This is a genomic window from Halobaculum magnesiiphilum (assembly GCF_019823105.1).
GTDB lineage: Archaea > Halobacteriota > Halobacteria > Halobacteriales > Haloferacaceae > Halobaculum > Halobaculum magnesiiphilum.
Map to the genome: position 1 here is coordinate 2,578,410 of NZ_CP081958.1, position 24,414 is coordinate 2,602,823.

25 protein-coding genes are annotated in these 24,414 nt (G+C 69.0%); 19 read left to right on the plus strand and 6 right to left on the minus strand.

From position 1 onward, the window contains the following. Nucleotides 1-4: 4 nt before the first annotated feature. The 3 genes from K6T50_RS13220 to K6T50_RS13230 form a co-directional block, all read right to left on the minus strand. The gene (locus tag K6T50_RS13220) at nt 5-472 is read right to left on the minus strand and encodes a PaaI family thioesterase (RefSeq protein ID WP_222607041.1); all 468 of its coding nucleotides are present in this window, start codon (nt 470-472) and stop codon (nt 5-7) included. A 73-nt stretch (nt 473-545) separates the two neighbouring features. Continuing rightward, nucleotides 546-1,190 (minus strand): DUF502 domain-containing protein, encoded by a 645-nt coding sequence (locus K6T50_RS13225; protein WP_222607042.1) that lies wholly within the window; start codon nt 1,188-1,190, stop codon nt 546-548. Between the two features lie 116 nt (nt 1,191-1,306). Continuing rightward, nucleotides 1,307-2,146, minus strand: a complete 840-nt coding sequence (locus K6T50_RS13230; protein WP_222607043.1) for a proline dehydrogenase family protein — start codon at nt 2,144-2,146, stop codon at nt 1,307-1,309. Nucleotides 2,147-2,326: 180 nt separating this feature from the next. Between K6T50_RS13230 and K6T50_RS13235 the strand changes: the two genes are divergently transcribed. The 17 genes from K6T50_RS13235 (at nt 2,327) to K6T50_RS13315 (ending at nt 19,284) form a co-directional block, all read left to right on the plus strand. After that, the gene (locus K6T50_RS13235) at nt 2,327-2,875 is read left to right on the plus strand and encodes a CDP-2,3-bis-(O-geranylgeranyl)-sn-glycerol synthase (RefSeq protein ID WP_222607044.1); all 549 of its coding nucleotides are present in this window, start codon (nt 2,327-2,329) and stop codon (nt 2,873-2,875) included. A 96-nt stretch (nt 2,876-2,971) separates the two neighbouring features. Continuing rightward, nucleotides 2,972-3,484, plus strand: a complete 513-nt coding sequence (locus tag K6T50_RS13240) for a hypothetical protein (RefSeq protein ID WP_222607045.1) — start codon at nt 2,972-2,974, stop codon at nt 3,482-3,484. 95 nt (nt 3,485-3,579) lie between these two features. After that, nucleotides 3,580-4,125, plus strand: coding sequence for an orotate phosphoribosyltransferase (gene pyrE / locus K6T50_RS13245; RefSeq protein ID WP_222607046.1), 546 nt, complete (start codon nt 3,580-3,582; stop codon nt 4,123-4,125). 179 nt (nt 4,126-4,304) lie between these two features. Then, entirely contained in the window at nt 4,305-5,018 is a 714-nt protein-coding gene (locus tag K6T50_RS13250) for a phosphoribosyltransferase family protein (protein ID WP_222607047.1), read from the plus strand. Between the two features lie 263 nt (nt 5,019-5,281). Beyond that, nucleotides 5,282-6,736 (plus strand): NCS2 family permease, encoded by a 1,455-nt coding sequence (locus tag K6T50_RS13255; protein WP_222607048.1) that lies wholly within the window; start codon nt 5,282-5,284, stop codon nt 6,734-6,736. A gap of 97 nt (nt 6,737-6,833) precedes the next feature. Next, nucleotides 6,834-8,252 (plus strand): aryl-sulfate sulfotransferase, encoded by a 1,419-nt coding sequence (locus K6T50_RS13260; protein WP_222607049.1) that lies wholly within the window; start codon nt 6,834-6,836, stop codon nt 8,250-8,252. Between the two features lie 355 nt (nt 8,253-8,607). Beyond that, nucleotides 8,608-8,940: an ATP synthase archaeal subunit H gene (ahaH, locus tag K6T50_RS13265; protein ID WP_222607050.1), complete on the plus strand. Its 333-nt coding sequence runs from the start codon at nt 8,608-8,610 to the stop codon at nt 8,938-8,940. Next, nucleotides 8,927-11,191: a V-type ATP synthase subunit I gene (locus tag K6T50_RS13270; RefSeq protein ID WP_222607051.1), complete on the plus strand. Its 2,265-nt coding sequence runs from the start codon at nt 8,927-8,929 to the stop codon at nt 11,189-11,191. The genes ahaH and K6T50_RS13270 overlap by 14 nt, the downstream gene beginning before the upstream one ends. A 203-nt stretch (nt 11,192-11,394) precedes the next feature. Continuing rightward, complete coding sequence (locus K6T50_RS13275) at nt 11,395-11,652, plus strand: F0F1 ATP synthase subunit C (protein WP_073306769.1); 258 nt, start codon at nt 11,395-11,397, stop codon at nt 11,650-11,652. A gap of 21 nt (nt 11,653-11,673) precedes the next feature. Continuing rightward, on the plus strand, nt 11,674-12,258 hold the full coding sequence (locus tag K6T50_RS13280) for a V-type ATP synthase subunit E (RefSeq protein WP_222607052.1): 585 nt from the start codon (nt 11,674-11,676) through the stop codon (nt 12,256-12,258). Further along, nucleotides 12,251-13,303 (plus strand): V-type ATP synthase subunit C, encoded by a 1,053-nt coding sequence (locus tag K6T50_RS13285; RefSeq protein WP_222607053.1) that lies wholly within the window; start codon nt 12,251-12,253, stop codon nt 13,301-13,303. Before K6T50_RS13280 ends, K6T50_RS13285 begins: the two co-directional genes overlap by 8 nt. Further along, entirely contained in the window at nt 13,300-13,623 is a 324-nt protein-coding gene (locus tag K6T50_RS13290; protein WP_222607054.1) for a V-type ATP synthase subunit F, read from the plus strand. Before K6T50_RS13285 ends, K6T50_RS13290 begins: the two co-directional genes overlap by 4 nt. Nucleotides 13,624-13,627: 4 nt before the next feature. After that, complete coding sequence (locus K6T50_RS13295) at nt 13,628-15,391, plus strand: ATP synthase subunit A (RefSeq protein ID WP_222607055.1); 1,764 nt, start codon at nt 13,628-13,630, stop codon at nt 15,389-15,391. A 2-nt stretch (nt 15,392-15,393) separates the two neighbouring features. Then, nucleotides 15,394-16,824, plus strand: coding sequence for an ATP synthase subunit B (locus K6T50_RS13300; RefSeq protein ID WP_222607056.1), 1,431 nt, complete (start codon nt 15,394-15,396; stop codon nt 16,822-16,824). 154 nt (nt 16,825-16,978) lie between these two features. Then, complete coding sequence (locus tag K6T50_RS13305) at nt 16,979-17,689, plus strand: V-type ATP synthase subunit D (RefSeq protein ID WP_222607057.1); 711 nt, start codon at nt 16,979-16,981, stop codon at nt 17,687-17,689. A 179-nt stretch (nt 17,690-17,868) separates the two neighbouring features. After that, nucleotides 17,869-18,279 (plus strand): DUF6276 family protein, encoded by a 411-nt coding sequence (locus K6T50_RS13310; protein WP_222607058.1) that lies wholly within the window; start codon nt 17,869-17,871, stop codon nt 18,277-18,279. Between the two features lie 117 nt (nt 18,280-18,396). Continuing rightward, on the plus strand, nt 18,397-19,284 hold the full coding sequence (locus tag K6T50_RS13315) for a DMT family transporter (RefSeq protein ID WP_222607059.1): 888 nt from the start codon (nt 18,397-18,399) through the stop codon (nt 19,282-19,284). Between the two features lie 45 nt (nt 19,285-19,329). Here K6T50_RS13315 and prf1 read toward each other — a convergent pair whose 3' ends face one another. Next, a complete protein-coding gene (prf1, locus tag K6T50_RS13320; protein ID WP_222607060.1) occupies nt 19,330-20,595 on the minus strand; it encodes a peptide chain release factor aRF-1 in 1,266 nt (421 codons plus the stop codon). Nucleotides 20,596-20,767: 172 nt separating this feature from the next. Between prf1 and K6T50_RS13325 the strand changes: the two genes are divergently transcribed. After that, nucleotides 20,768-22,075 (plus strand): P-loop NTPase, encoded by a 1,308-nt coding sequence (locus K6T50_RS13325; RefSeq protein WP_222607061.1) that lies wholly within the window; start codon nt 20,768-20,770, stop codon nt 22,073-22,075. A 56-nt stretch (nt 22,076-22,131) separates the two neighbouring features. Then, on the plus strand, nt 22,132-22,272 hold the full coding sequence (locus tag K6T50_RS13330) for a hypothetical protein (RefSeq protein ID WP_222607062.1): 141 nt from the start codon (nt 22,132-22,134) through the stop codon (nt 22,270-22,272). Nucleotides 22,273-22,309: 37 nt separating this feature from the next. On the opposite strand, the gene K6T50_RS13335 is transcribed toward K6T50_RS13330, so the two are convergent. Together K6T50_RS13335 and argS are read right to left on the minus strand one after the other, a co-directional pair. Next, the gene (locus K6T50_RS13335) at nt 22,310-22,525 is read right to left on the minus strand and encodes a hypothetical protein (protein ID WP_222607063.1); all 216 of its coding nucleotides are present in this window, start codon (nt 22,523-22,525) and stop codon (nt 22,310-22,312) included. A gap of 62 nt (nt 22,526-22,587) precedes the next feature. Beyond that, on the minus strand, nt 22,588-24,348 hold the full coding sequence (gene argS, locus K6T50_RS13340) for an arginine--tRNA ligase (protein WP_222607064.1): 1,761 nt from the start codon (nt 24,346-24,348) through the stop codon (nt 22,588-22,590). Nucleotides 24,349-24,414 lie beyond the last annotated feature (66 nt).

Here is a 24,414-nt window from a genome sequence, read left to right on the forward strand (position 1 = left end):
GGGGCTATTCCCGGTCGGCGTCCCGGAACAGCCGGTAGGAGGTGCGGCCGACGGCCACGTCCTTCTGCTCGCCGTCCGGGGCGACGCTGGAGACGAGCGTGTCGGTGAAGCCCATCGAGCCGCCCGCGCGCAACACCTCCGCCTCGACGCGGAGGTCGTTCGTCGCGGGACGGAGGTAGGTGACGTTGAGGTCCGTCGTCGCCAGCGACCCGGTCGTCGGCTCGTCGAACGTCGACCGCAGGGCGAACCCGGAGGCGGTGTCCACCAGCGTCGCCGCGATCCCCCCGTGGATCGAGCCCACCGGCGACCCGGGATTGACGAGCTTCTCGTCGTACGGGACCGACATGACGATGCGGCCGCGGTCCAGCTCCTCGACGGTCAGATCGAGCCACGAGAGGAAGCCGTGGCTCTCGATGAACGCCTGCAACAGGTCGACGTGGTCGTCGTCGATGTGTGCGGGGTCGTCGCTCATGTCCCGAGTGGCGCCGTCGCAGCACTTCACCGTTCGGTTCGGCCGCGACGACGCGGACTCCGTTAGCCGTGGTTCAGTCGTCGGACCCGGCCTCGGTCACGTCGCTCAGGCTGGTCTCGTCCGGCGGTGACCTGCTTTCCCCCTCGCCGAAGCCGGCCGAGAGAATGCGCGTGAGCGCCTCCTCGACCTTCTCGTCGGTCTCGGTGAGGTCCTCGGATTCGATCTCCATGACGAAGCCGGTCGTGATGTTCGGCGCCGTCGGCATGAACACGACTTCGCGGCCGTCGGCGGTCGTCTTGCCGGTCTTGAACGCGGTCATGCGCATCCCGTTCCACGGCTCGATCTTCACCGGCGTCTGGAGGTCCTCGGTCCCCGTGAGCGCGGTTTCGACGGCCAGCTTCGAGGCGTTGTAGATGACGCGCAGCCCCGGGACCCGGTTGATCGCGCCGTCGATCACCCCCTCCGCGAGTCGGCCGGCGGTCGTCCGCATGAGATACCCCGCCGAGAACACGAGCAGAACGAACACCACGAGCGCGGTGATCACCTCCGCGAACTCGTACAGCGCGAGGTAGTCCGGGTTCGGGTTCTCGGGGGTTATCGTGGGGACGAACGGCAGCGTCGACAGGAGGTTGTACAGCCAGTTCGCGACGAAGAGGATGACGAGAAGCGGCGTGACGACGACCAGTCCGCTCGCGAAATCGCGCTTCCACGTGGACATTCGAGGTTCACCCGTTCATCGGGGACGAGGGCATATCAGCCCTTCTACACGGGGATGGGCGAGCCTGTCGGGGTCCCCGTACCGGAGACTGCCGCTACCGAGGCGCTCGCGGCCGCTCAGACGCCGACGATCGCACGGATCGCGAACAGCGCGTTCTCCTTGCGCTCGCGAACGCGGCGGTAAAAGTACGACATCCACTTGTCGCCATAGGGGGCGTACTGCCACGTCTCGACGCCCTCGTCCGCCAGCCGGCGCTGTTCGACCTCGCGGACGCCCATGAGCATCTGCACCTCGTAGTCGGCGCCGTACTCGGCCGACAGTTCGGCCGCGAGGGAGATCATCTTCGGGTCGTGGCTGCCGACGGCGATGCCCCCCTCTCGCTCCTTGAACAGGAACTCGAGGTCCTCGCGGTACGCCTCGTTCACGTCGGCCTTGTCGGTGTAGGCGATCGACTCGGGCTCGTCGTAGGCGCCCTTCACGAGCCGTATCTTCCCCGGAACGTCCGCCAGCCGGTCGAGGTCCTCGCGGGTGCGACGGAGGTTCGCCTGCACGCACTGCCCGACGCCGCCGTCGAACTCGCGGGTCAGCTCCTCGAAGGCGTCGAGCGTCGCGTCGGTCGTGTCGGCGTCCTCCATGTCACACCAGACGAACACGCCGTGTTCGTCGCCGGCCTCGACGACCCGGCGGAGGTTCCCGTGGAACACGTCGTCGCCGATGTCGATCCCGAGCTGGGAGGGCTTCACCGAGACGCAGGCGTCCAGGTCCGATCCGCCGATATCGCGGATCAGGGAGACGTACGCCTCGGCGTCGGCGGCGGCGGCCGAGCGCTCGCGGTAGTGCTCGCCGAGGAGGTTGAGGATCACCTTCACGCCGTCCTCGTTGGCGCGGCGAACGTGGTCGAACGCCGCGGCCGGCGTCTCGCCCGCGACGAAGCGGCTGGCGATGGGCGGGATCATGTCGGTGGCAACGCTTGCCGGTCGCGTGTCTTGAGTTCCGCGGATCCGCGTCGACCGCCGGTGCCGCGAACGTGGCGTCGACCGCCGCGCGGGTCGACGGTGCGGACCCGCGACGTTCGTCACACGCCGGCGCCCCGGAACCCCGCCCACTTAACACCGAACGCGAACCAGCCTCCGACGATGGCCGGACTCGTCGAACTCGTCGCGGGCGCGCTGTGGGCGATGTTGCCGGCGTACGTTCCGAACAACGCCGCCGTGCTCGCGGGCGGGGGCGCGGCGATCGACGGCGGGCGGACGTGGGGCGGCCGCCGCGTGCTCGGCGACGGGAAGACGTGGCGCGGCACCGCCGTCGGCACGCTCGCGGGCGTGGCACTCGCGTTCGCACTCAACGCGGTCGCGGACCCCGTCGGCGCCGCCGTCGGCGTCGACCTCCCGACGTTCCCGCCGCTGGCGGCACTCGGACTCGCGCTGGGCGCGATGCTCGGCGACATCGGCGCCTCGTTCCTCAAGCGTCGGTCGGGTCGCGAGCGGGGCGCCTCCTTCCCCGGGCTCGACCAGCTCGACTTCGTCGTCGGCGCGCTGGTGCTCGCGCTGGCGCTGGCGCCCGCGTGGACGCTCGCGACGTTCACGCTCGAACGCCTCGCCGTCGTGCTCGTCGCGACGCCGCTGTTGCACGTCGCGACGAACGTCATTGCCTACCTGATCGGCGTCAAGAACGAGCCGTGGTAGAACCCCTGTAGTCGACGCGAGGACGACGCCCAACCCGAATTCACTCGTGAGAATCGGGCCGGTGCGGTTTTGAGGGCTCCCCGCGGCGGTCGGGACGTGAGCGACTCGGACGTCTCGGAGTCGAGCGACCCTCCGGAGGGAGTCGAGGAGGAGGGCGAGCTGTCGCCACGCGAGCACGTCCGGGTCATGTTTCCGAGCATCGCGCTGGCGTTCATGTTGCTTGCGGCCGCCAGCGTCGCGGGGATCGGCGGCGTCGTCGCGACGGGTCTCGGCGGCGAGCCGATCGACCGGCCCGAGGGGTTCTCCTTCTCCGTCGACGGCGAGGGTGACGACACGGCCATCGTGGTCACCCACCCCGACGGCGCCGTCCCCTCCGAGGAGCGCGTCGTCGTCGTCGACGAGGCGGGCACGAAGGTTCCGTGGACCGACCTCCGGACCGACACGGGCGAGGCGGAGATCACCGGCCGCAGCGCGCTCGCGTGTCCGACCCAGGGGGCGACCTACCGCGTCGTCTTCGAGGGTCGCGCGGCCGACCACACGGTCGGCGCCTACGAGGTCGACGCGCCCATCCCCGCGAGCGTCGTCGAGCGGTGCGAGGCGGCGAACTGATAGGCCGAGGCGGCGGACCACGGTCCCGCTGCGACGACCTTCGGTGGCGGCCGCGGACCGATAGCCTTTCGCGGCGGCGCGCGCCTCACTCGGGTATGCGCGACTCCACCGACGACGCCGTCACGGACGCGGAGCTGATCGCCGCGCTTCGGGAGGCGGAGGCCGTCCTGTTCGGCGAGTTCGAGCTCGCCCACGGGGGGACGAGCGACTACTACGTCGACAAGTACCGCTTCGAGACCGACCCCACCTGTCTGGGGCTCGTCGCCCGGGCGTACGCCGAGCGCGTCGGCGACGCGAAACTCGCGGGCGTCGCGCTCGGCGCCGTCCCGCTCGTGGCGGCGACCGCCGTCGAGACCGGCTCGCCGTACGTCATCGTCCGCAAGGCCGCCAAGGAGTACGGCACCGGGAACCGGATCGAGGGGGCGGTCGACGAGGGCGAGGAGGTCGTCGTGTTGGAGGACATCGCCACGACGGGGAAGTCCGCCCTCGACGCCGTCGAGGCACTGCGCGAGGCGGGCGCGACCGTGAACAGGGTGCTCGTCGTCGTCGACCGCGAGGAGGGCGCCGCGGAGCTGCTCGCGGACCACGACGTGGAGCTGGAGTCGCTGCTGACGGCGACGCGCCTGCTCGAGGACAGGTAGCGTCCCGCCGCGCCGGAAGCGTTTCTTCGCCGGAATCTCGCTCGGGGTTCGTCTCGTCAGCCGTCGTACCCGGTCGGTGTCGCCGGTCCACAGCGAGGTAGCCACACATACGCAAGACTGGCTGATCGAGGAGTGATCGAATTCGAAGTGTTCATACTTGCACGAACGAGCATAGATCTATGAACAGGGCCGAGAAGGCCGCCCTGCAGTTGCAGGCGGTCGCCGTGTTGCGGACGCTGAAGGAGACGCGAACGTACGACGAACTCGCCGAGGTGACCGGCCTGCCGGCGGGCGACCTGAACCGCTACGTCAACGGGCACGTCCTCCCGGGCGCCGAGCGCGCCCAGGAGGTCGTCGGCGGCATCGGTCACGAGACGCTCGCGGCCGAGCTTGAGGCCCGCATCGGCTTCGACGACGAGGGGTACGTCGACAACTCCGGTGTCGTGTTCGACCAGCCGTTCCTGGACCTCGTGGCGCCCGTCGCCGCCGAGTCGTTCGAGTTCGAGACGCCGGACGTGGTGCTCACGGCCGCGACCGACGGGATCACCCTGGGCGCGGCGATGGCGAGCCACTTCGACGCCCGCGTCGCCTACGCGAAGAAGTCGAAGGAGACGGCAGTCGAGGAGTTCATCGAGTCGCGCCAGCGGCTCGCCTCCGGGATCGAGCTGACGTACTACCTCCCCGCGGGCGCCATCGACGCCGGCGAGTCCGTGCTCGTCGTCGACGACCTCATCCGGTCGGGCGAGACGCAGGAGCTGCTGCTCGACATCGCGCTTCAGGCCGACGCCGACGTGGCCGGCGTGTTCGCGCTCATCGCCGTCGGCGACGAGGGGACCGACCGGGCGTCGGAGATCACCGACGCGCCGGTGGGTGCGTTGACGCGGTTCGAGTAGGGCGAGGCGCGAGCGAAGCGAGCGCCTCGGACAGACGGCGGCGAGGTCTTCGTGCCGAGCCGCCCAGAAAGGAAGCGAGGCGCGAACGCTCCGCGTCGCTGTCGGCGTCGCCGCCACAGTCAGTTTGTTTCGTGTCGCCGTCGGCGAGACGGACGGATCGGGACAACGTACTGACGCTTCCCCTCCGACTAATATCCACATTAGTGCATATATTGTCGTGAAAAAGCCGAACGCTTAAGCCAAATATGCACAAGTGTGGCGACATGGGGCTGCAACAGCAGTTGGCGGAGTACTTCAACTTCGACGAACTCGGGACGGATCTCCGGACCGAGGTCGTGGCCGGGATCACGACGTTCCTGACGATGAGCTACATCGTCATCGTCAATCCGAGCATCCTCGCGGTGGCGATCGTGAACGGGCCGGGGCCCGACATCGGCCGGTCGTTGCCCGAGGTACAGCAGATGATCGCGGTGGTGACGCTCATCTCCGCGGCGGTCGCGACGCTCGTGATGGCGCTGTACGCGAAGCGGCCGTTCGGGCAGGCGCCCGGGCTCGGCCTGAACGCGTTCTTCGCGTTCACGGTCGTGCTCGGGCTCGGCGTCCCGTGGAACACCGCGCTCGCGGCGGTCGTCGTCGAGGGGATCGTGTTCATGCTTCTCACCGCGGCTGGGGCGCGTGAGTACGTGATCAAGCTGTTCCCCGAGCCGGTGAAGTTCGCGGTCGGGGGCGGTATCGGGCTGTTCCTCGCCATCATCGGGCTGGAGGCGATGCGCGTCGTCGCCTCCGACCCCGCGACGTACCTCCAGTTCTCGCCGGTGTTCGCGCAGGACCCGGTCGCCGTGTTGTCGGTCGTCGGCCTGTTCCTCACGTTCATGCTGTACGCCCGCGGCGTCCCGGGGAGCATCGTCTTCGGGATCCTCGGAACGAGCGTGCTCGGCTGGATCGTGTCGACGCTCGGCTACTCGGCGTACTCCGTTCCCGACGACGCCGGCTTCGTCCTCGCCGACGCGTCGCTGTCGCCCGCGCTGGACACCCTGACGTACTCGGCGGCTGGCTATGACATCTCGCCGCTCGTGGGGGCGTTCCTCTCCGGGTTCTCGAACGTCGACGCGTTCGCGTTCGCGCTGATCGTGTTCACGTTCTTCTTCGTCGACTTCTTCGACACCGCGGGGACGCTCGTCGGCGTCTCGCAGGTGGCCGGCTTCCTCGACGAGGACGGCAACCTCCCCGACATCGACAAGCCGCTGATGGCCGACGCGGTCGGCACCACCGTGGGCGGCATCCTCGGCACCTCGACGGTGACGACGTACATCGAGTCCGCCGCCGGCGTCGAGGAGGGCGGTCGCTCGGGCATGACCGCGCTGGTCGTCGCGGTGCTGTTCGTGTTCTCGCTGGCGGCCGTGCCGCTCGCGGCGGCCGTCCCGATCTGGGCGAGCCACATCGCGCTCGTCGCCATCGCGGTGCTCATGCTGCGCAACCTGGTCGACATCGACTGGGCCGACTACACCAACGCGGTGCCCGCCGGGCTGACGATCCTCGTGATGCCGTTCACCTACTCCATCGCGTACGGCATCGCGGCGGGCATCGTCTCCTACCCGCTGGTCAAGGTCGCCGCCGGCGAGTACGACGACGTCCGCCCGGGCCACTGGGTGCTCGCGACCGCGTTCGTCGCCTACTTCTTCGTCCGGACGGGCGGCGTCCTCGGCGGCGCGCTCTGAGGAGCGAACCTCGGCCAGGGTCGGGACCCCCGACCCGATTCCCGCCGCGCCGTGACGGAGCACAAGAGTTTCCACCCCGCACCCCTCCGTTCGCAGTATGGCTACCTCCCTCCCCGTCTCCCGGCGGACAGCCGCGCGGGCGCTCACCGCGCTCGTCGTGCTCGGGCTGTTCGCGCCCGCTGCCGCCCAGGCGATCGCCCCGGGCGACACGGGCACGCCGGGAACTGTCGGCCTCGAGTCCGGAACGATCGACTCGGAGGCGGACAACTCGACCGTGGTCGCGATCCAGGGCTTCCACTTCCAGGGACAGGGCTCACAGAAGAAACCCGCCCGGCTCGTCCAGGTGACGCCCGACGGCTCCACCGACTGGGTGTACGACGGCTCGAACCTGAACGCGCGGTGGTTCTACGACGTCGACCCGTTGGCGAACGGCAACCTGCTCGTCGTCGGCACGAACCCCACCGGGACGGTCGTCGCCGAACTCGACCGCGAGACGCGAGAACCCGTGTGGACCGAGCGCTTCGACTTCCACGACACGCACGACGTGGAGATGCTCCCGAGCGGGAACCTGCTGATCGCGAACATGCGCAACTGGAACGAGGAGGAGCAGCGCTCGGACGACCGCATCCTCGTTTACAACCGCTCGACCGAGGAGATCGACTGGGAGTGGACGTTCCGGAACCACTACCCCAACTCGACCGACGGCGGCTTCAGCGAGGACTGGACGCACGTCAACGACGTGGACCGCATCGGTGAGGGACAGTACCTCGTCTCCCCGCGTAACTTCGATCAGGCGATCGTGGTGAACCGCTCGACCAAGGAGATCGATTACCGCCTCGGCGAGGACGACGACCACGATATCATGAACGAGCAGCACAACCCCGACTGGCTCGTCAGCGAGGACGGCAACCCGACGATCCTCGTCGCCGACTCCGAGAACGACCGCGTCGTCGAGTACGAGCGCCGCGACGGCGAGTGGGTCGAGGTGTGGGAGGTCGGCACCGGCCAGCTCTCGTGGCCCCGGGACGCCGACCGCCTGCCGAACGGGAACACGCTCATCACCGACTCGCTCAACCACCGCGTCATCGAGGTGACGCCGCAGGGGGAGATCGTCTGGGAGTACTACGCCACCTGGGGCCCGTACGACGCCGAGCGCATCGGCACGGGCGCCGAGTCCAACGGCCCGACGATGGCCGACCAGGGCGTCTCCGGGAGCTACCAGATCTACGGCTCCGCGGGCCTCATCGAGGGCACGGGCGGCTCGCTGACGTTCGCCGGGGCGGTGCAGAACACGTTCGCGGGCACCCCCCTGGGCGGCCCGGCTCAGGAGTTCGCGACGCGGTGGGCCCACGTCACGCCGTGGATCCGCCCGGCCTGGATGGGCTCGTGGGCGTTCGCCGGCGCCCTCGCCGGCACGATCCTCCTGTTCGGCTGGGCATTCGGGGAGGCGTTCGCCGAGCGCGACTCGATCCGACGGGGCATGCAGAAGGCGGCGCGAGACATCCGCGCGCGCTGAGCGCAGGCGGCGCGGTATTCGGTCGTCTCGGCCGTTCGCTCCGCTCACTCGCTCGACGACGCTCACTTAATGGGCGGCTCTCCCACAAGCTCGACGACGCTTTCTCTGTGGGCGGAGCGGCACAGGGACCGCTCCGCCGTTGGTCGTCGTTTCGCTTCGCTCACGGCTCACATTCGTTCGCCGTTCGCTTCGCTCGACGACGCACACTTGATGGGCGGCTCGGCACGGGGACCTCGCCGCCGTCCCCCGTCGTCTCGCTCGTTCGCTCCGCTCACTCGCTCGACGACGCACACGACGCACGCGTTCCGCAAACACCTTATATCGACGTGGGCAAACCCACAGACGACGAGTATCCATGCCGAGACCCGAAGTTCTCGAACGCGTGAAGGAGGCCGAAGCCGATGCCGAGGAGATCGTCGCCGAGGCCGAGGCCGACCGCGAGGCGCGGATCTCGGAGGCCCGGTCGGAGGCCGACGAGATCGTCGCCGAGGCCGAAGCCGAGGCCGACCGCATCGAGCAGGAGCGCCTCGACGAAGCGCGCGAACAGATCGAGGAGAAACGGGAGGAGACCATCGCGGCGGGCCGCCGCGAGCGGAACGAACTCGTCGACGAGGCGAGCGACCGGATCGACGAGGTCGTCGAGTTCGCGGTGGAACGGTTCGAGGAGGCGGTACATGCTCAGGCCTGAGCGGATGAGCAAGGTCTCGGTGACCGGCTCCAAGGCGTACATGGAGTCGGTCATCGAGGCGGTTCACGAGCTGAACCTCCTGCACGTCACCGAGTACGGCGGCGGCTGGGAGGGGTTCGTCCAGGGTAACCCGCAGTCGGGCGCGGAGGACGCGGCCGACAAGCTGGTCACCGTCCGGTCGCTGAAGTCCATGCTCGGCGTCGAGGACGACGAGGCGGGTCCGACCCGCGTGCTCGACGACGACGAGCTGACGGGCGAGCTCGAGGAGCTCCGCGAGGAGGTCAACGCGCTCGACGACCGGCGCGACGAGATCCGCTCGCAGCTCCGGTCCGTCGAGGAGCGCATCGAGGCGGTCGAGCCCTTCGCGGAGCTGGGTATCGACCTCGACCTGCTGCAGGGGTACGACTTCCTCCAGGTCGCGGTCGGCGAGGGCGACCGTGACGCCGTCGAGCGCGCCGTGCTCGACGCGCCCGGGCTCACCGAGTACCAGGTGTTCGGCGACGACGTGATCGCCGTCTTCGCGCGCCCCGAGCGTGACGCCGACGAGAGCGCCCTCACGGACGCGCTGGTGAGCGCCGAGTTCGCCGCCCACGAGGTACCCGACGTCGAGGGCGACAGCGTCTCGCCGGAGGCGTACGTCGACGACCTGGAGAGCCAGCGACAGTCGCTGGAGTCGGACCTCGAATCGGTCGAGGCCGAGATCGAGGCGGTGCGGGCGGACGCGGCCGGCTTCCTGCTGGCCGCCGAGGAGAAGCTCGCTATCGAGGTACAGAAGTCGGAGGCTCCCCTGTCGTACGCGACGACGCGCAACGCGTTCGTCGCCGAGGGGTGGATCCCCACCGACAGCTACACCGAGTTCAAGTCGGCGGTGCAGGACGCCATCGGTAGCCACGTCGAGATCGAGGAGATCGAGCGCGCGTCCTTCGGCGCGGACGGCGAGGTGCAGGTCCGCGAGGACGTGCCGCCGGCCGTCGAGGACGCCGGTCCCGAGGAGGGCGCCGAGGCGACCGCCGACGGCGAGTCCGAGCAGCGACGCGCGGTCGCGGACGGCGGCGGCTCGGTCGTCATGCGCAACGACGACCCGCCGGTCGTCCAGGACAACCCCGGGCTCGTCTCCCCGTTCGAGGTGCTCGTGCAGGCGGTCGGGCGCCCGAACTACCGCGAGTTCGACCCGTCGGTGATCCTGTTCCTCACGTTCCCGGCGTTCTTCGGGTTCATGATCGGCGACCTCGGGTACGGGATCCTCTACACCGCGATCGGCTACTTCCTGTACTCGAACTTCGACTCGAAGGCGTTCAAGTCCATGGGGGGCGTCACCATCGCCGCGGGGCTGTTCACCGCGGTGTTCGGCGTCTTCTACGGCGAGTTCTTCGGGCTGCACGTCATCTCGACGTACTTCTGGGAGGGCGTCGTCGGCCTCTCCAGCGCTCCGATCCACAAGGGGCTCCAGCCCGCTGACATCTACTGGGCGCAGGCGTGGCTCGTCGTCTCGACGGTCGTCGCCCTGTTCCACCTGAACATCGGGTACGTCTTCGGCTTCCTCGAGGAGCTCGAGTTCCACGGGGCGAAGGCGGCGATCACCGAGAAGGGCTCGTGGCTGCTGGGCATGAACGGCCTCTGGCTGTTCGTGTTCAGCCGGCTGTACGAGGCGAAGAAGCCCGCGTTCATCTTCACCGTCTTCGACGGCTCGGGCGCGGCGCCGGAAGCGTCCGGCGAGTTCGCCTCCACGGCGTTCGCGCTCGGCTTCAACGGGTTCTCGCCGACCGTCGGCATGCTCGGGCTCGGGCTGTTCGCCCTGGGCGCGCTCCTGCTGGTGCTCGGCGCGCCGGCGGAGATCCTCGAGATCTTCGACGTGCTCGTGAACGTGCTGAGCTACACTCGTATCGCCGCGGTGCTGCTCGCGAAGGCGGGGATGGCGTTCGTCGTCAACCTCCTGTTCTTCGGGGCGTACCAGACGGCCGACGGCGAGTTCCACTTCATGCTCACCCACGGCCCCGAGTACTACGCCGCCGAGTACGGTCGCGAGGCGATCATGTTCGGCGGGCTGGTCCACGGCGGCGCGGCGGCGCTCGTGGGCGGCCTGGTGATCCTCGTGCTCGGGCACCTGCTCGTGCTCGCGCTGGGCGTCACCTCCGCCGGCCTACAGGCGGTCCGTCTCGAGTACTACGAGTTCTTCTCGAAGTTCTTCGAGGGCGGCGGCACGGAGTACGAGCCGTTCGGCAGCGAGCGGCGCTTCACCGTCAACGAGTAAGCGTCGCGTCGGGGGTCGCTCCCGAGGCGACCCGCGCCCACGTTGCGGCTTCGGTCGGGCCGATCGGATGGGGTTGGTTGACACGGTAGCGACGCGTGACGACCGTGTATTCGGCCGTCTCGTCGTTCGTTTTGGGAAGCTTTATGCACTCCACAGGTGCAACCACGACTTGTCCGGAGTTAGGCATCCGCCTACCGAATACCATGCTCGAAATCGCACCCGAACTCGCTAACGTTGTACTGCAGGAAGGTAGTAACGCCCCGGCCATCCCGTCCGCGTCCGCCGCGGCGCTGGCGGTCGGTCTGGCCGCCTTCGGCGCCGGCTATGCCGAGCGCGGCATCGGCTCGGCCGCCGTCGGCGCCGTCGCCGAGGACGAGGACCTGTTCGTCACGGGCCTGATCTTCACGGTCCTGCCCGAGACCCTCGTCATTCTCGCACTGGTCACTATCTTCCTGGTCTAAACCGCCCCCTCCCTTTCCACCATGAGTCTGGAGACAGTCGTCGAAGACATCCGAGACGAGGCCCACGCGCGTGCGGAGGACATCCGTGAAGAGGCCGAAGAGCGCGCCCAGGAGATCGTCGCGGAGGCCGAGGAGGAGGCCGAGAGTATCGTCGAGGAACGAGAACAAGCGGTCGAGCGGCAGATCGAACAGGAGCGTGAGCAGACGCTCTCCGCGGCGAAGCTGGAGGCGAAACAGCAGCGACTCGAGGCGCGCCGGGACGTGCTCGCCGACGTGCGCGAGCGGACCGAGGCGGCCATCGCCGACCTCGAGGGCGAGGAGCGCGAGGAGCTGACCCGCGCGCTGCTCGATGCGGCGGCCCCCGAGTTCGACGACGGCGAGACGGTCTCCGTCTACGGGCGCGCCGACGACGAGGACCTGCTGACCGACGTGCTCGACGACTACGACGGCTGGTCGTACGCCGGCGAGCGAGAGTGTCTCGGCGGCGTCGTCGTCGAGAGCGAGGAGTCGCGCGTCCGTGTGAACAACACGTTCGACTCGGTCCTCGAGGCGGTCTGGGAGGACAACCTCAAGGAGCTGAGCGACCGACTGTTCGACGATGAGTAGCCGCGCCGGCACGTCGAACCCCGAGTACGTGAACGCCCGCGTCCGATCGCGACGGGCGTCGCTGTTCGAGGAGGACGACTATCGGAAGCTGGTCAGGATGAGCCCGGCGGAGATCGCCCGGTTCATGGAGGAATCGCCGGCGTACGAGGAGGAGATCAACGCGCTCGGGTCGCGGTTCTCGGGCGTCGACCTCATCGAGTACGCGCTGAACGCGAGCCTCGCCGACGACTTCGAGGACATCCTCCGCTGGTGTGAGGGTGAGCTGTACGGGCACGTCGCCCGCTACCTCCGCAAGTTCGACGCGTGGAACGTGAAGACCGTTCTGCGGGGCATCTACTCGGACACCGAGCGCGAAGCCGTCGCCGACGACCTCATCCGCGCCGGCGAGTTCGACGACCGGCTGCTCGACCGGCTCCTGGACGCGGGGAGCATCGAGGAGGCCGTCGAGGTGCTCGATCGGACCGTCTTCGGCGACTCGCTCGCGGCCGCGCTCGACGACTACAAGTCGTCTGGCGTGCTGGTGCCGCTGGAGAACGCGGTCGACCGCGCGTACTACGAACTGCTCCGCACGGACGACCTCTCCGGCGAGGCGCTGTCGGAGTACCGCGAGTTCCTCGAGGCGGAGATCGACTTCCGCAACGCGATCAACGCCCTGCGGCTGGCCCGCTCGGGCGCCGACCTGAACCCCTCGCAGTACTTCATCGAGGGCGGCGTCCTGTTCTCGGCGTCCGAGCTCCGCCAGCTCGCGTCCAACACCGACGAACTGATCGCCCGTATCCGCGAGTCGCGGTACGGCGAGCAGCTCTCGGACGCGTTGACCGAGCTCGAGGAGGCCGAGAGCCTCATCGGGTTCGAGCACGCGCTGGAGGCGGCGCTGTTGGAGTACGCGGACTCGCTCGGGCTGGTCCACCCGCTGTCGGTGACACCCGTCGTGTCGTACGTGCTCGCGAAGGAGCGCGAGGTCGACAACATCCGCGCCATCGCGCGCGGGAAGGAGGCCGGCCTCGGCCCCGAGGAGATCGAATCCGAGCTGGTGATCCTATGAGTCAGGAGATCGCGGTAATCGGCAGCCCCGAGTTCACCACCGGCTTCCGGCTCGCCGGCGTCCGAAAGTGTGCGAACGTCCCCGAGGACGAGAAGGACGACCGCCTCGACGAGGCCGTCGAGGAGACGCTCGCGGACGACGACGTCGGCATCGTCGTGATGCGCGACGCTGACCTCGACCACCTCTCGCGGACCGTCCGCAGGGACGTGGAGGGGAGCGTGGAACCGGTACTGGTCACGCTCGGCGGCGGCGCCGGGAGCGGCCTACGCGAACAGATCAAGAGAGCCATCGGGATCGACCTGATGGACGAGGACGAGTGAACACATGAGTCAGGCAACCGAAACCGAGACGACCGAAGGAACCGGACGCATCAAGAGCGTGAGCGGCCCGGTCGTGAAGGCCGTCGATCTCGACGCCCGGATGAACGACGTCGTCTACGTGGGCGACGAAGGGCTGATGGGCGAGGTCATCGAGATCGAGGGCGACGTCACGACCATTCAGGTGTACGAGGAGACTTCCGGGGTTGCCCCCGGCGAGCCCGTCGAGAACACGGGCGAACCCCTCTCCGTCGACCTGGGCCCCGGCATGCTGGACGCCATCTACGACGGCGTGCAGCGCCCGCTCGACGTGCTGGAGGAGAAGATGGACAGCGCGTTCCTCGACCGCGGGGTCGACGCGCCCGGCATCGACCTGGAGAAGGAGTGGGAGTTCACTCCCGAGGTCGAGGCCGGCGACAGCGTCGAACCCGGCGACATCGTCGGCGTCGTGCCCGAGACGGTCACCATCGACCACAAGGTCATGGTGCCGCCGGACTACGAGGGCGGCGTCGTCGAGAGCGCCGAGGAGGGCGAGTTCACCGTCGACGACCCCGTCGTCACGCTGGAGAACGGCGAGGAGATCGCGATGCGCCAGGAGTGGCCGGTGCGCGAGCAGCGCCCGACCGTCGAGAAGCGCACCCCGCGCACCCCGCTGGTGTCGGGCCAGCGCATCCTCGACGGCCTCTTCCCCATCGCCAAGGGCGGTACCGCGGCGATCCCGGGGCCGTTCGGCTCCGGAAAGACGGTCACCCAGCACAGCCTCGCCAAGTTCGCCGACGCCGACATCGTCGTGTACGTCGGCTGCGGCGAGCGCGGCAACGAGATGACCGAGGTCATCGAGGACTTCCCCGAGCTGGAGGACCCGAAGACGGGCAACTCGCTGATGGCCCGCACCTCGCTCATCGCGAACACCTCGAACATGCCCGTCGCCGCCCGCGAGTCGTGCGTATACACCGGCATCACCATCGCCGAATACTACCGCGACATGGGCTACGACGTGGCGCTCATGGCCGACTCCACCTCGCGGTGGGCGGAGGCCATGCGCGAGATCTCCTCCCGGCTGGAGGAGATGCCCGGCGAGGAGGGGTACCCCGCGTACCTCGCCGCGCGCCTCGCGGAGTTCTACGAGCGCGCCGGCTACTTCGAGAACCTCAACGGCACCGAGGGCTCCGTGTCGGCGATCGGCGCGGTCAGCCCGCCCGGCGGCGACTTCTCCGAGCCGGTCACCCAGAACACGCTGCGTATCGTGAAGACGTTCTGGGCGCTGGACGCCGACCTCGCCGAGCGTCGGCACTTCCCGGCGATCAACTGGAACGAGTCGTACTCGCTGTACCAGGACCAGCTCGACCCCTGGTTCAAGGAGAACGTCGCCGAGGACTGGCCGGAGAAGCGCCAGTGGGCGGTCGACGTGCTCGACGAGGAGGGCGAGCTCCAGGAGATCGTCCAGCTCGTCGGGAAGGACGCCCTGCCGGAGGACCAGCAGCTCACCCTCGAGATCGCGCGCTACCTGCGTGAGGGGTACCTCCAGCAGAACGCCTTCATCGACGTGGACATGTACTGTCCGCCCGAGAAGACGTACGCGATCCTCTCGACGATCCAGACGTACAACGACGAGGCGTTCGACGCGCTCGACGCCGGCGTCCCGATCGAGGACATCACGTCCATCGACGCGGCGCCGAAGCTCAACCGGATCGCCACCCAGGAGGACTGGGAGGAGTTCGTCGAGGAGCTTCAAGCAGACATCACCGAGCAGCTCCGCTCGCTCTACTAACCATGAAAGAGTACCAGACAATCACGGAAGTCAGCGGCCCGCTGGTGTACGCCGAAGTGGACGAGCCCATCGGCTACGACGAGATCGTCGAGATCGAGACGCCGAGCGGCGAGACGAAACGCGGCCAGGTCCTCGAATCCGAGGAGGGTATCGTCGCCATCCAGGTGTTCGAGGGCACCACCGGCATCGACCGCAACGCCTCGGTTCGGTTCCTGGGCGAGACGCTGAAGATGCCCGTGACCGAGGACCTGCTCGGTCGCGTGCTCGACGGCTCCGGCAACCCGATCGACGGCGGCCCGGAGATCGTTCCGGACGAGCGCCGCGACATCGTCGGCGCCGCGATCAACCCGTACAGCCGCGAGTACCCCGAGGACTTCATCCAGACGGGCGTCTCGGCCATCGACGGGATGAACACGCTCGTGCGCGGCCAGAAGCTCCCGATCTTCTCGGGCTCCGGCCTGCCGCACAACGACCTCGCGCTCCAGATCGCCCGCCAGGCGACCGTCCCGGAGGAGGAGGGCGAGGGCGACGACGACGAGTCGGAGTTCGCGGTGATCTTCGGCGCGATGGGTATCACGCAGGAGGAGGCCAACGAGTTCATGCAGGACTTCGAGCGGACGGGCGCACTGGAGCGCTCGGTCGTCTTCATGAACCTCGCGGACGACCCCGCAGTCGAGCGGACGGTCACGCCGCGGCTGGCCCTGACGACCGCGGAGTACCTCGCGTTCGACAAGGGGTACCACGTGCTCGTCGTCCTGACGGACATGACCAACTACTGTGAGGCGCTCCGAGAGATCGGCGCCGCCCGCGAGGAGGTGCCCGGCCGGCGTGGCTACCCCGGGTACATGTACACCGACCTGGCACAGCTGTACGAGCGCGCGGGTCGCCTCAAGGACCGCGAGGGCTCGGTGACGCAGATCCCGATCCTCACGATGCCCGGCGACGACGACACCCACCCGATCCCGGACCTGACCGGGTACATCACGGAGGGGCAGATCATGATGGACCGCCCGCTCCACAGCCAGGGCATCAAGCCGCCGGTCAACGTGCTGCCCAGCCTGTCGCGGCTGATGGACGACGGTATCGGCGAGGGCCTCACTCGCGCCGACCACGCCGACGTGTCCGACCAGATGTACGCGGCGTACGCGGAAGGTGAGGACCTCCGTGACCTCGTGAACATCGTCGGCCGCGAGGCGCTCTCCGAGCGCGACAACAAGTACCTCGACTTCGCTGACGCCTTCGAGGAGGAGTTCGTCCAGCAGGGGTTCGACACCGACCGCACGATCGACGAGACGATCGAGCTCGGTTGGGACCTGCTGTCGACGCTCCCGAAGACGGAGCTCAACCGCGTCGACGAGGAGCTCATCGAGGAGCACTACCGCGAGGACGCCGCGGCCGCCGGCGACGAGGCCGAGGAAGTCTCCGCGGACTGACGAGCGAGCGCGAACACCGCGGACACCGACTTCGGTTCACTTCTTTCGACCGCCCGACCCGCGAGCCGCGGCCGTGTCGTCGACCGACCGCCTCACGCGCGCACGCCGACTAACAAGGATTAACACCCTCGCCGCGCAACCGTCTGGCAAGACTATGGCGGAGGACGTCAAGCCGACCCGGAAGAACCTCATGGAGATCGAGGACCGCATCGATCTGTCCGAGCGCGGTCACGACACGCTCGAACAGAAGCGCGACGGGCTCATCATGGAGTTCATGGACATCCTCGACCAGGCGCAGGACGTCCGCGACCAGCTGGAGTCCGACTACGACACGGCCCAGGAGAAGATCAACAAGGCCCGCGCGATGGAGGGCGACGTGGCCGTCCGCGGCGCCGCCGCGGCGCTGAAGGAGCACCCCGAGATCACGACCCAGTCGAAGAACATCATGGGCGTAGTCGTCCCGCAGATCGAGTCCTCGAAGGTGCGCAAGGACCTCGACGAGCGCGGTTACGGCGTGCTCGGCTCCTCCGCCCGCATCGACGAGGCGGCCGACGCCTACGAGGAGCTGCTGGAGTCGATCATCCTCGCCGCGGAGGTCGAGACGGCGATGAAGAAGATGCTCGAGGAGATCGAGACGACGAAGCGCCGCGTCAACGCGCTGGAGTTCAAGCTCCTGCCCGAGCTCAACGAGAACAAGGAGTACATCGAGCAGAAGCTCGAGGAGCAGGAGCGCGAGGAGATCTTCCGCCTCAAGAAGATCAAGGCCAAGAAGGAGGAGGAGGAGAAGGCCGAGGAGGAGCGCGAGGCCGAAGCGAAGGCCGAGGCCGAGGCGCTGGAGGCCGGCGTCGCCGAGAGCGACGACTGACGGCGCGACACCGTCCCCTGTCGACGGAGCGCTCGTTTCGGTTCCGTTCGCTTCGTTCCATTCGCTTCGTACCGTTCGCTTCGTTCCATTCGCTTCGTACCGTTCGCTTCCGTTTCTCGTCGTTTCGACCCCCATCGTCTCTCCCCGATGTTTATGAGCCGGCGGGGGTCACGCGGTGTATGAACTGTCCCCACTGTGACGCCGCGGTCGTCGCGTTCGCGGTGCCGGCGGACCTCCGCGAGCACGCCCCGGAGTCGGCGTCGACGGCGACCGTCTGTCCGAACTGTCTCGCCGTCGAGCCGGCGAACGCGGACACCGCCGAGGCGGATCCCGAGTTCTCTCGAGTGCACGACTCGTTCCCCGACGGCGACGGCGGCGTCGCGTTCGCGCTGTTGATCGGAACGCTACCCTCGATCGTGTTGAACAAGGCGTCCGCGCGGGCGCTTCGCGAGCGCGCCGAACACGAGGGCGTCGACACCGCCCTCGCGTTCGACCGCCTGATCGACGCCGTCCACGACGCCGAGATCGTGCCCGAGTTCGACCTCCAGCGGCGGGTCCGACAGCTCGACTCGCTGTTGGACCGTTCCTGAGCGGGCGCGCCGGTTCCCCGCCCCCGATCGGCCGAGGTGTTGGACCGTCCCCCAATCGGACCGGGGCGAACGGCAAGACGTATCCCGGCGGTCGGCCTCCGATCCGAACACGAACCGATGGACAGCGACAGGGTCGGCAGTCTCCTCGTGCTCGCGTCGGCGGCCGCCTTCGGCACGCTCGGCGTGCTCGGCGAGGTCGCGTTCCGCGAGGGGCTGTCCGTGCCGTCGGCGCTCGCCTTCCGCTTCGTCCTCGGCTCGTTCGTCGTCTGGGTCGGGGTTCTCGGCTACCGCGCGACGACCGGCGGCGACGCCCCGGCGCTCGGGTTGCCGCCCCGCGAGGCGGTCACCGCGATCGCGTTGGGCGCGGTCGGCTACGCGGGCGTCAGCTACGGCTTCTTCGTCGGCGTCGAGCGGATGAGCGCTGGACTCGCCGCGGTGATCCTCTACACGTACCCGCTGTTCGTCGTCGCGCTGGCGGCGACGTTCCTCGACGAGCGCGTGGGCCTCCGGACCGCCGTCGCTGCGGGGCTCACCCTCTCGGGGGTGGTGCTGATCTCGTGGACCGGAGCGGGAGCGTTCGACCCACTCGGCGCTGCCGCGACGCTCGCGGCCGCGGGGCTGTACGCGGCGTACATCGTCGTCTCGCGGGTGATCTTGGAGTCGGCCGACGAGCGCGTGCTCACGGCGTACGTCGCCCCGGCGGCGGCCGCGTCGCTGGCGCTCGTCGCGACCGCGACGGACGCGGTCACGTTCCCGACGACCGCCGTCGGCTGGGGGGCCATCGCCGCCCTCGGCGTCGTCGCCACCGCGTTCGCGATGTTCGCGTTCTTCGCCGGGCTGGCGCGCGTCGGCGCCGGGCGCGCGGGCGTGCTCTCGACGGCGGAGCCGACGGTGGCGGTCGCGCTGGGCGCGGCCTTCCTCGGCGAGCCGGTGACGCCGGCGATGCTCGCGGGCGGATCGCTGGTCGTTGTCGGCGTCGTGCTGGTTCAGACTGCCGAGGAGTGAGAGCGACGCGGGTGAGGGGGACGAGGAGGGGTCAGTCGTCGGGGGTTACACGCCCGTGGAGTAGCGGAGAATGCCGGCGACGCCGCCGAAGGCGTCCATGAGCTGGTCGCCCTTCTCGAAGTCGGTGGAGATGAACTTCGTCTCGGTGCCGCGCTGCTCGGCGATCTCGATGAGGTGCTCGACGATGTCCTCGCGCTCGCCGGCCTCGTTCGCCGAGACCGTCTCGCCGCACTCCCCGCACTCGTGGTCGGGGGTCGAGTGGCGGCGCTCGACGACCTCGCGCTCCTCGTGGCCGTTCGGGCACTCGTAGGTGATCACGTCGTGGTGGAGGTCCTCCGAGAGGAGGAGGCGCTCGACCGAGCCCATGATCAGGTTGCGGCGGGTCTCCTCGAAGCCGTAGGTGGCCTTGTCGCCGCTGTGGAGGTTCTCGAAGAACTCCTCCATCTCCCGCTTGTCCTTCATCACTTCCTGGTCGGCGAGCACGTCGCTCGCGGCGTCGACCAGGTCGTACAGGCCCGACTCGTCGGTGTATGCCACGTCGAACTTCCCGATGACGTGGTCCTGCAGCTCGTGGTGGAGGTAGTCGCCGTCGAGGAACTCGTCCTTCGTGGGCGAGGGGCCGCCCACGAGGATGCCCTCGAGGTCGTGGCGCTTGTCGACCATCAGGTCGTTCGCCATCCCCGCGACCTCCTGATAGAAGTTGTCGATGGCCTCCAGGCGCAGGCGGGCGAACCGCTGTGCCGACTGACCACCCTTCCGCTGCTTCCCGGGCACGAGCGAGGAGGCCGACTTGACGGGCTCGACGCGCTTGCCCTTGAGCCAGCCGACGTTCGCCTCCCGCCGGTCGAGGACGATGAGCCCGAACAGGCCCTTGTCGGTCATCATGTCCTCCAGCGGCCCGGTCAGGAAGTTCGAGTCGCAGTGGTAGCGGAACGACTGGATCGGTTCGGGCGGCGACTCCAGCACCTTCGTCACCATCTCGGTTTGTCCGCCGCCGGAGTCGACCGCGCCCGAGAAGATCACGATGCCGTTGTCCGGCGGGTAGACGTCGTAGTAGCGCAGGCGGTCCTTGATGCTGGTGAGCGCGTCCTGCACGGCCGTCCGGGTCTGCTTGGACTTGATGTTGGACGCCTCGCTGTGCTCCTGGGTGACGTGAGCGACCACGTCGGAGATCTGCTTGTCGTCGGGGATGTAGATCGTGACGAGCTGGGTGCCCGAGCCCTCGAAGTCGTCGAGCTCGTCGAGGACCTTCCGGAACTCGTACTTCCGGCGGTCCTCGCTCGCCTGCCCCTCCTGGGCGTCGCTGCTCATTACGCTCTAGTTCGCCGGCCGCGGGGTAAGTACCTGTTGAATACCACGGTGACACACCGCATGCGCGCCGCCGCCGGCCGGATCGTCGGCCGCAGATCGTGAAGCCGCTCCGGCTCCGGGGGAGAGCGACGGGACCCACATTTATCACGTGTGACCGCAGTAGCAACGGTAAATGCCGAAGATCTACGCCGTCGCGAGCGTGAAGGGGGGTGTCGGCAAGACGACGACGGCCGCCAACCTCGCGGCCACGCTCGCGGCCGCCGGCTACGAGACCGTCGCGGTCGACGCCGACCTCGGATCGGCCAGCCTCGGCCCGTCCCTGGGCGTCGACCCGGAGGGGACGACGCTGCACGACGTGCTCGCGGGCGAGGCCGACCCCGCCGAGGCGACCCGCGAGGGGCCACACGGCCTCGCGGTGCTCCCCGGGGGCGACAGCCTGGAGCACTTCCGGAAGGCCGAGCCGAGCGAGATCGTCGACGTGCTGGAGGAGATCACGGGCGTCGACTACGTGATCGTCGACACGGGCGCCGGGTTGACCCACCAGACGGCGCTCCCGCTGTCGGTCGCCGACGGCGTCCTCCTGGTGTCGACGCCGACGCGCGACGGACTCGCGAACACCCGCAAGACCCAGGACCTCACCGAGAAGCTTGAGGGCGAGGTCGTCGGCCTCGCACTCAACGAGGCCGAGGGCGACGAGGAGACCGGCGACATCGACGTGCCCGTGTTGGGCGCGATCCCGGACGATCCCCTGGTCGCCGAGGCGCAGGCGGCCGGCAGTCCCCTCTCGGCGTACGCCCCCGGCAGCGACGCCGCGGCGGCGTTCCGGTCGCTGGCGTCCTCGCTCACCGGCGAGCCGATCCGGCCCGCGGTGACGCCGGACAACTCGGAGGCGACGCCGGAGGACCCGGCGTACGACACGATCCCCGCGGCCGACGAGGCACCCGAAGCCGCGCTCGACCTGCCCGAGGTCGACGAGGAGGCGGACTCGGCGGATGAGACACCGGAGGAGACGCTCACGGAAGCCGAGTCAGTCGTGGAAGCCGAGTCGGACGTGGAGGCCGACGCGGAAGCGGAAGCTGACGCGGAAGCGGAAGTCGACCCGGACGCGGACGCCGAAGCGGAAACCGACGCGGACGCGGAGGTCGACCCCGAGCCGGATGTCGACGACGCCGTCATCCTCGACGACGAGCCCGCCGGCGACGACGCCGAGGACGACGCGGCCGTCGCGGCCCGGACGACGGTGCTCGACGAGGCGGAGTACGACGCCCGCCGGAACGACGACGAGGACGAGGTCGCGACCGTCGAGGACGCCGAGTCGGGCGAGTCCGCCGACATCGGCGAGGACGTGATCCCCTTCGCCCAGCAGAGCAAGGAGCGCACGGAGGAGGCGAAACAGCAGCGCGACGGCGACGAGAAGGATGAGAGGGACGACGGCCGCGACGGGGGCGGCTTCCTCGGTCGGCTGTTCCGGTCGTCGTAGGCCGCCGCGGGAGGCGGATCGGGAGTTTCTTTTCGTCGCCGCCACCTCTCGGGAGTATGAGCGAAGCAGGCAACGACTCCGTGCCGATCTGGTGGATCCTCGTCTTCATCGTCCTCGCGCTCGGGCTGGGCGCTATCGCGGTGCTCTCGGTCGGCGGGAGCCTGATCGATCCGGCGATGCTGCTGCCGCTGGCGTAACGACGAACCCAACGACGACCGGAACTGGCAACGACGGCTACGACGACGACTCTTTCCCCCGTCTCACTCGGAGATATCGCCACGAGAGCACGAACGCGACGCCGCCGGCGAGCCCGGCCACCGCGACGGTCGAGGCGACGCTCGACAGCAGCGCGTCGGCGACGACGAACACGAGCAGCCAGATCGTGACGACGGCGAGCGACTCGCCGGAAACCAGTTCGGAGGACACGCCATTCGCGCCGGGGTCGGTCATGCCGGCGGCACATCAGGAGGCCGTATCAGCTTTTTGGCCTGCCACCCCCGTCTCGCCCCGCCTTACATCGACTCCGGCGCCTCGACCCCGAGCACGTCGAGGGCGTTGGCGACCGTGTGGCGCGCGGCGGCGACGAGCGCGAGGCGCGCCTCCCGGGTCGCCTCGTCGTCGGCCGTGAGCACCGGACACTCCCGGTAGAAGGCGTTGAACGTCTCCGCGAACTCGCGGGTGTAGGTGGCGATCCGGTGGGGTTCCAGGTCCTCGGCGGCCTCCTCGACGACCGCCGGGAAGCGCGCGACGACCTTCAGCAGGTCGCGCTCCTCGGGCGTGGACAGCGCCTCCGGGTCGACGGCGGCGTCAGGGGCCAGTCCCTCCTCGCCGGCTTCCGAGACGATCCCGCAGCAACGCGCGTGGACGTACTGGACGTACGGCGCCGACTGGGCCTCGAAGTCGAGCGCACGGTCCCACTCGAAGGTGATCGACTTCGTGGGCTGCTTGCTGACGATGTCGTAGCGGACGGCGCCGATGCCGACCTGCCGGGCGATGCGTTCGACGTCCTCCTCGCTCAGGTCGTCGTCGCGGATGCGGTCGTCCATGCGCGACTCCACCTCCTCGCGGGCGCGGTCGATCGCCTCGTCGAGCAGGTCGTCGAGGTTCACCGCCGTGCCCGCGCGCGTGGACATCTTCCCCTCGGGGAGGTTCACGTACGAGTAGAACATCGACTGCAGGCGGTCGGTGTCGTTGCCGAGGAGCTCGAGCGCGGCCTGAAGCTGGCCGGCCTGGAGCTTGTGGTCCTCGCCCAGCACCGTCACCGCGCGGTCGTAGTTCTCGAACTTCCACTCGTGGTGTGCGAGGTCCCGCGTCGTGTACAGCGAGGTACCGTCCGAGCGGAGGAACACGAGCTTCTTCTCGTAGCCGTGCGCCGAGAGGTCGACCTGCCAGGCGCCCTCCTCGAGGACGGACTCGTCGAGGTCCTTCAGGCGCCGTGCCACGTCGTCGCAGGAGCCGTCGCGGATGAAGCGCGTCTCCTTGACGAACTGGTCGAACTCGGCGGGCAGGCGCGCGAGCGACGCCTCCATCCCCGAGAGCACCGTGTCGACGACCTCGCCGACGCGCTCGTAGGTGTCCTCGTCGCCCGATTCGAGCCCCTGGAGGATCGAGGCGATCTCCGCCTCGGCCGCCTCCACCGTCTCCTCGTCGCCCTCCTCCAGCACCTCGTTGCCCTTGCGGTAGTAGCGCACGAGGTCGTAGTCGGGCTTGTCGCGGGCGGGCTCGGGGAGGTCGGACTCGTCGAACGTCTCATAGGCCCACGTGAAGATCGCCATCTGGCGGCCGGCGTCGTTGACGTAGTAGTGGCGGTCCACGTCGTAGCCGGCGTATTCGACGGCGTTGGCGACTGCGTCGCCGATGATGGGGTTGCGCGCGCGGCCGACGTGAACCGGGCCAGTCGGGTTCGCGGAGGTGTGCTCCACGACGACGGACTCGTCCTTCCGCGGGAGTCGGCCGAACTCGGCGTCACGGGCGGCGTCGAGCGTGTCCGCGAGGTAGGCGTCGTCGACGAAGAAGTTCACGTACGGGCCGCTGGTGTCGACGCGCGCGAGGTACTCCGTGGCCGCCACGTCGACCGCCTCGGCGACCTCGCCGGCGACCTGCGGCGGCGGCGCGCTCGCCTCGCTCGCCAGCCGGAAGGCGACGCTGGAGGCGAGCGTCGCGTCGACGCCGTCGGGCGGGTCCTCGATTCCGAGGTCGTCGGTCGGGTAGCCGAGGTCGGCGAGCGCGTCCGAGAGCGCCGCCGCCACGGCCGACCGGAACTGTCTGAACATGCGCGTGGCTTTCCCCGCCGCCGATAAATGGGTTTCCGAACCGCACCGCCGACCGCGGCGGCAACC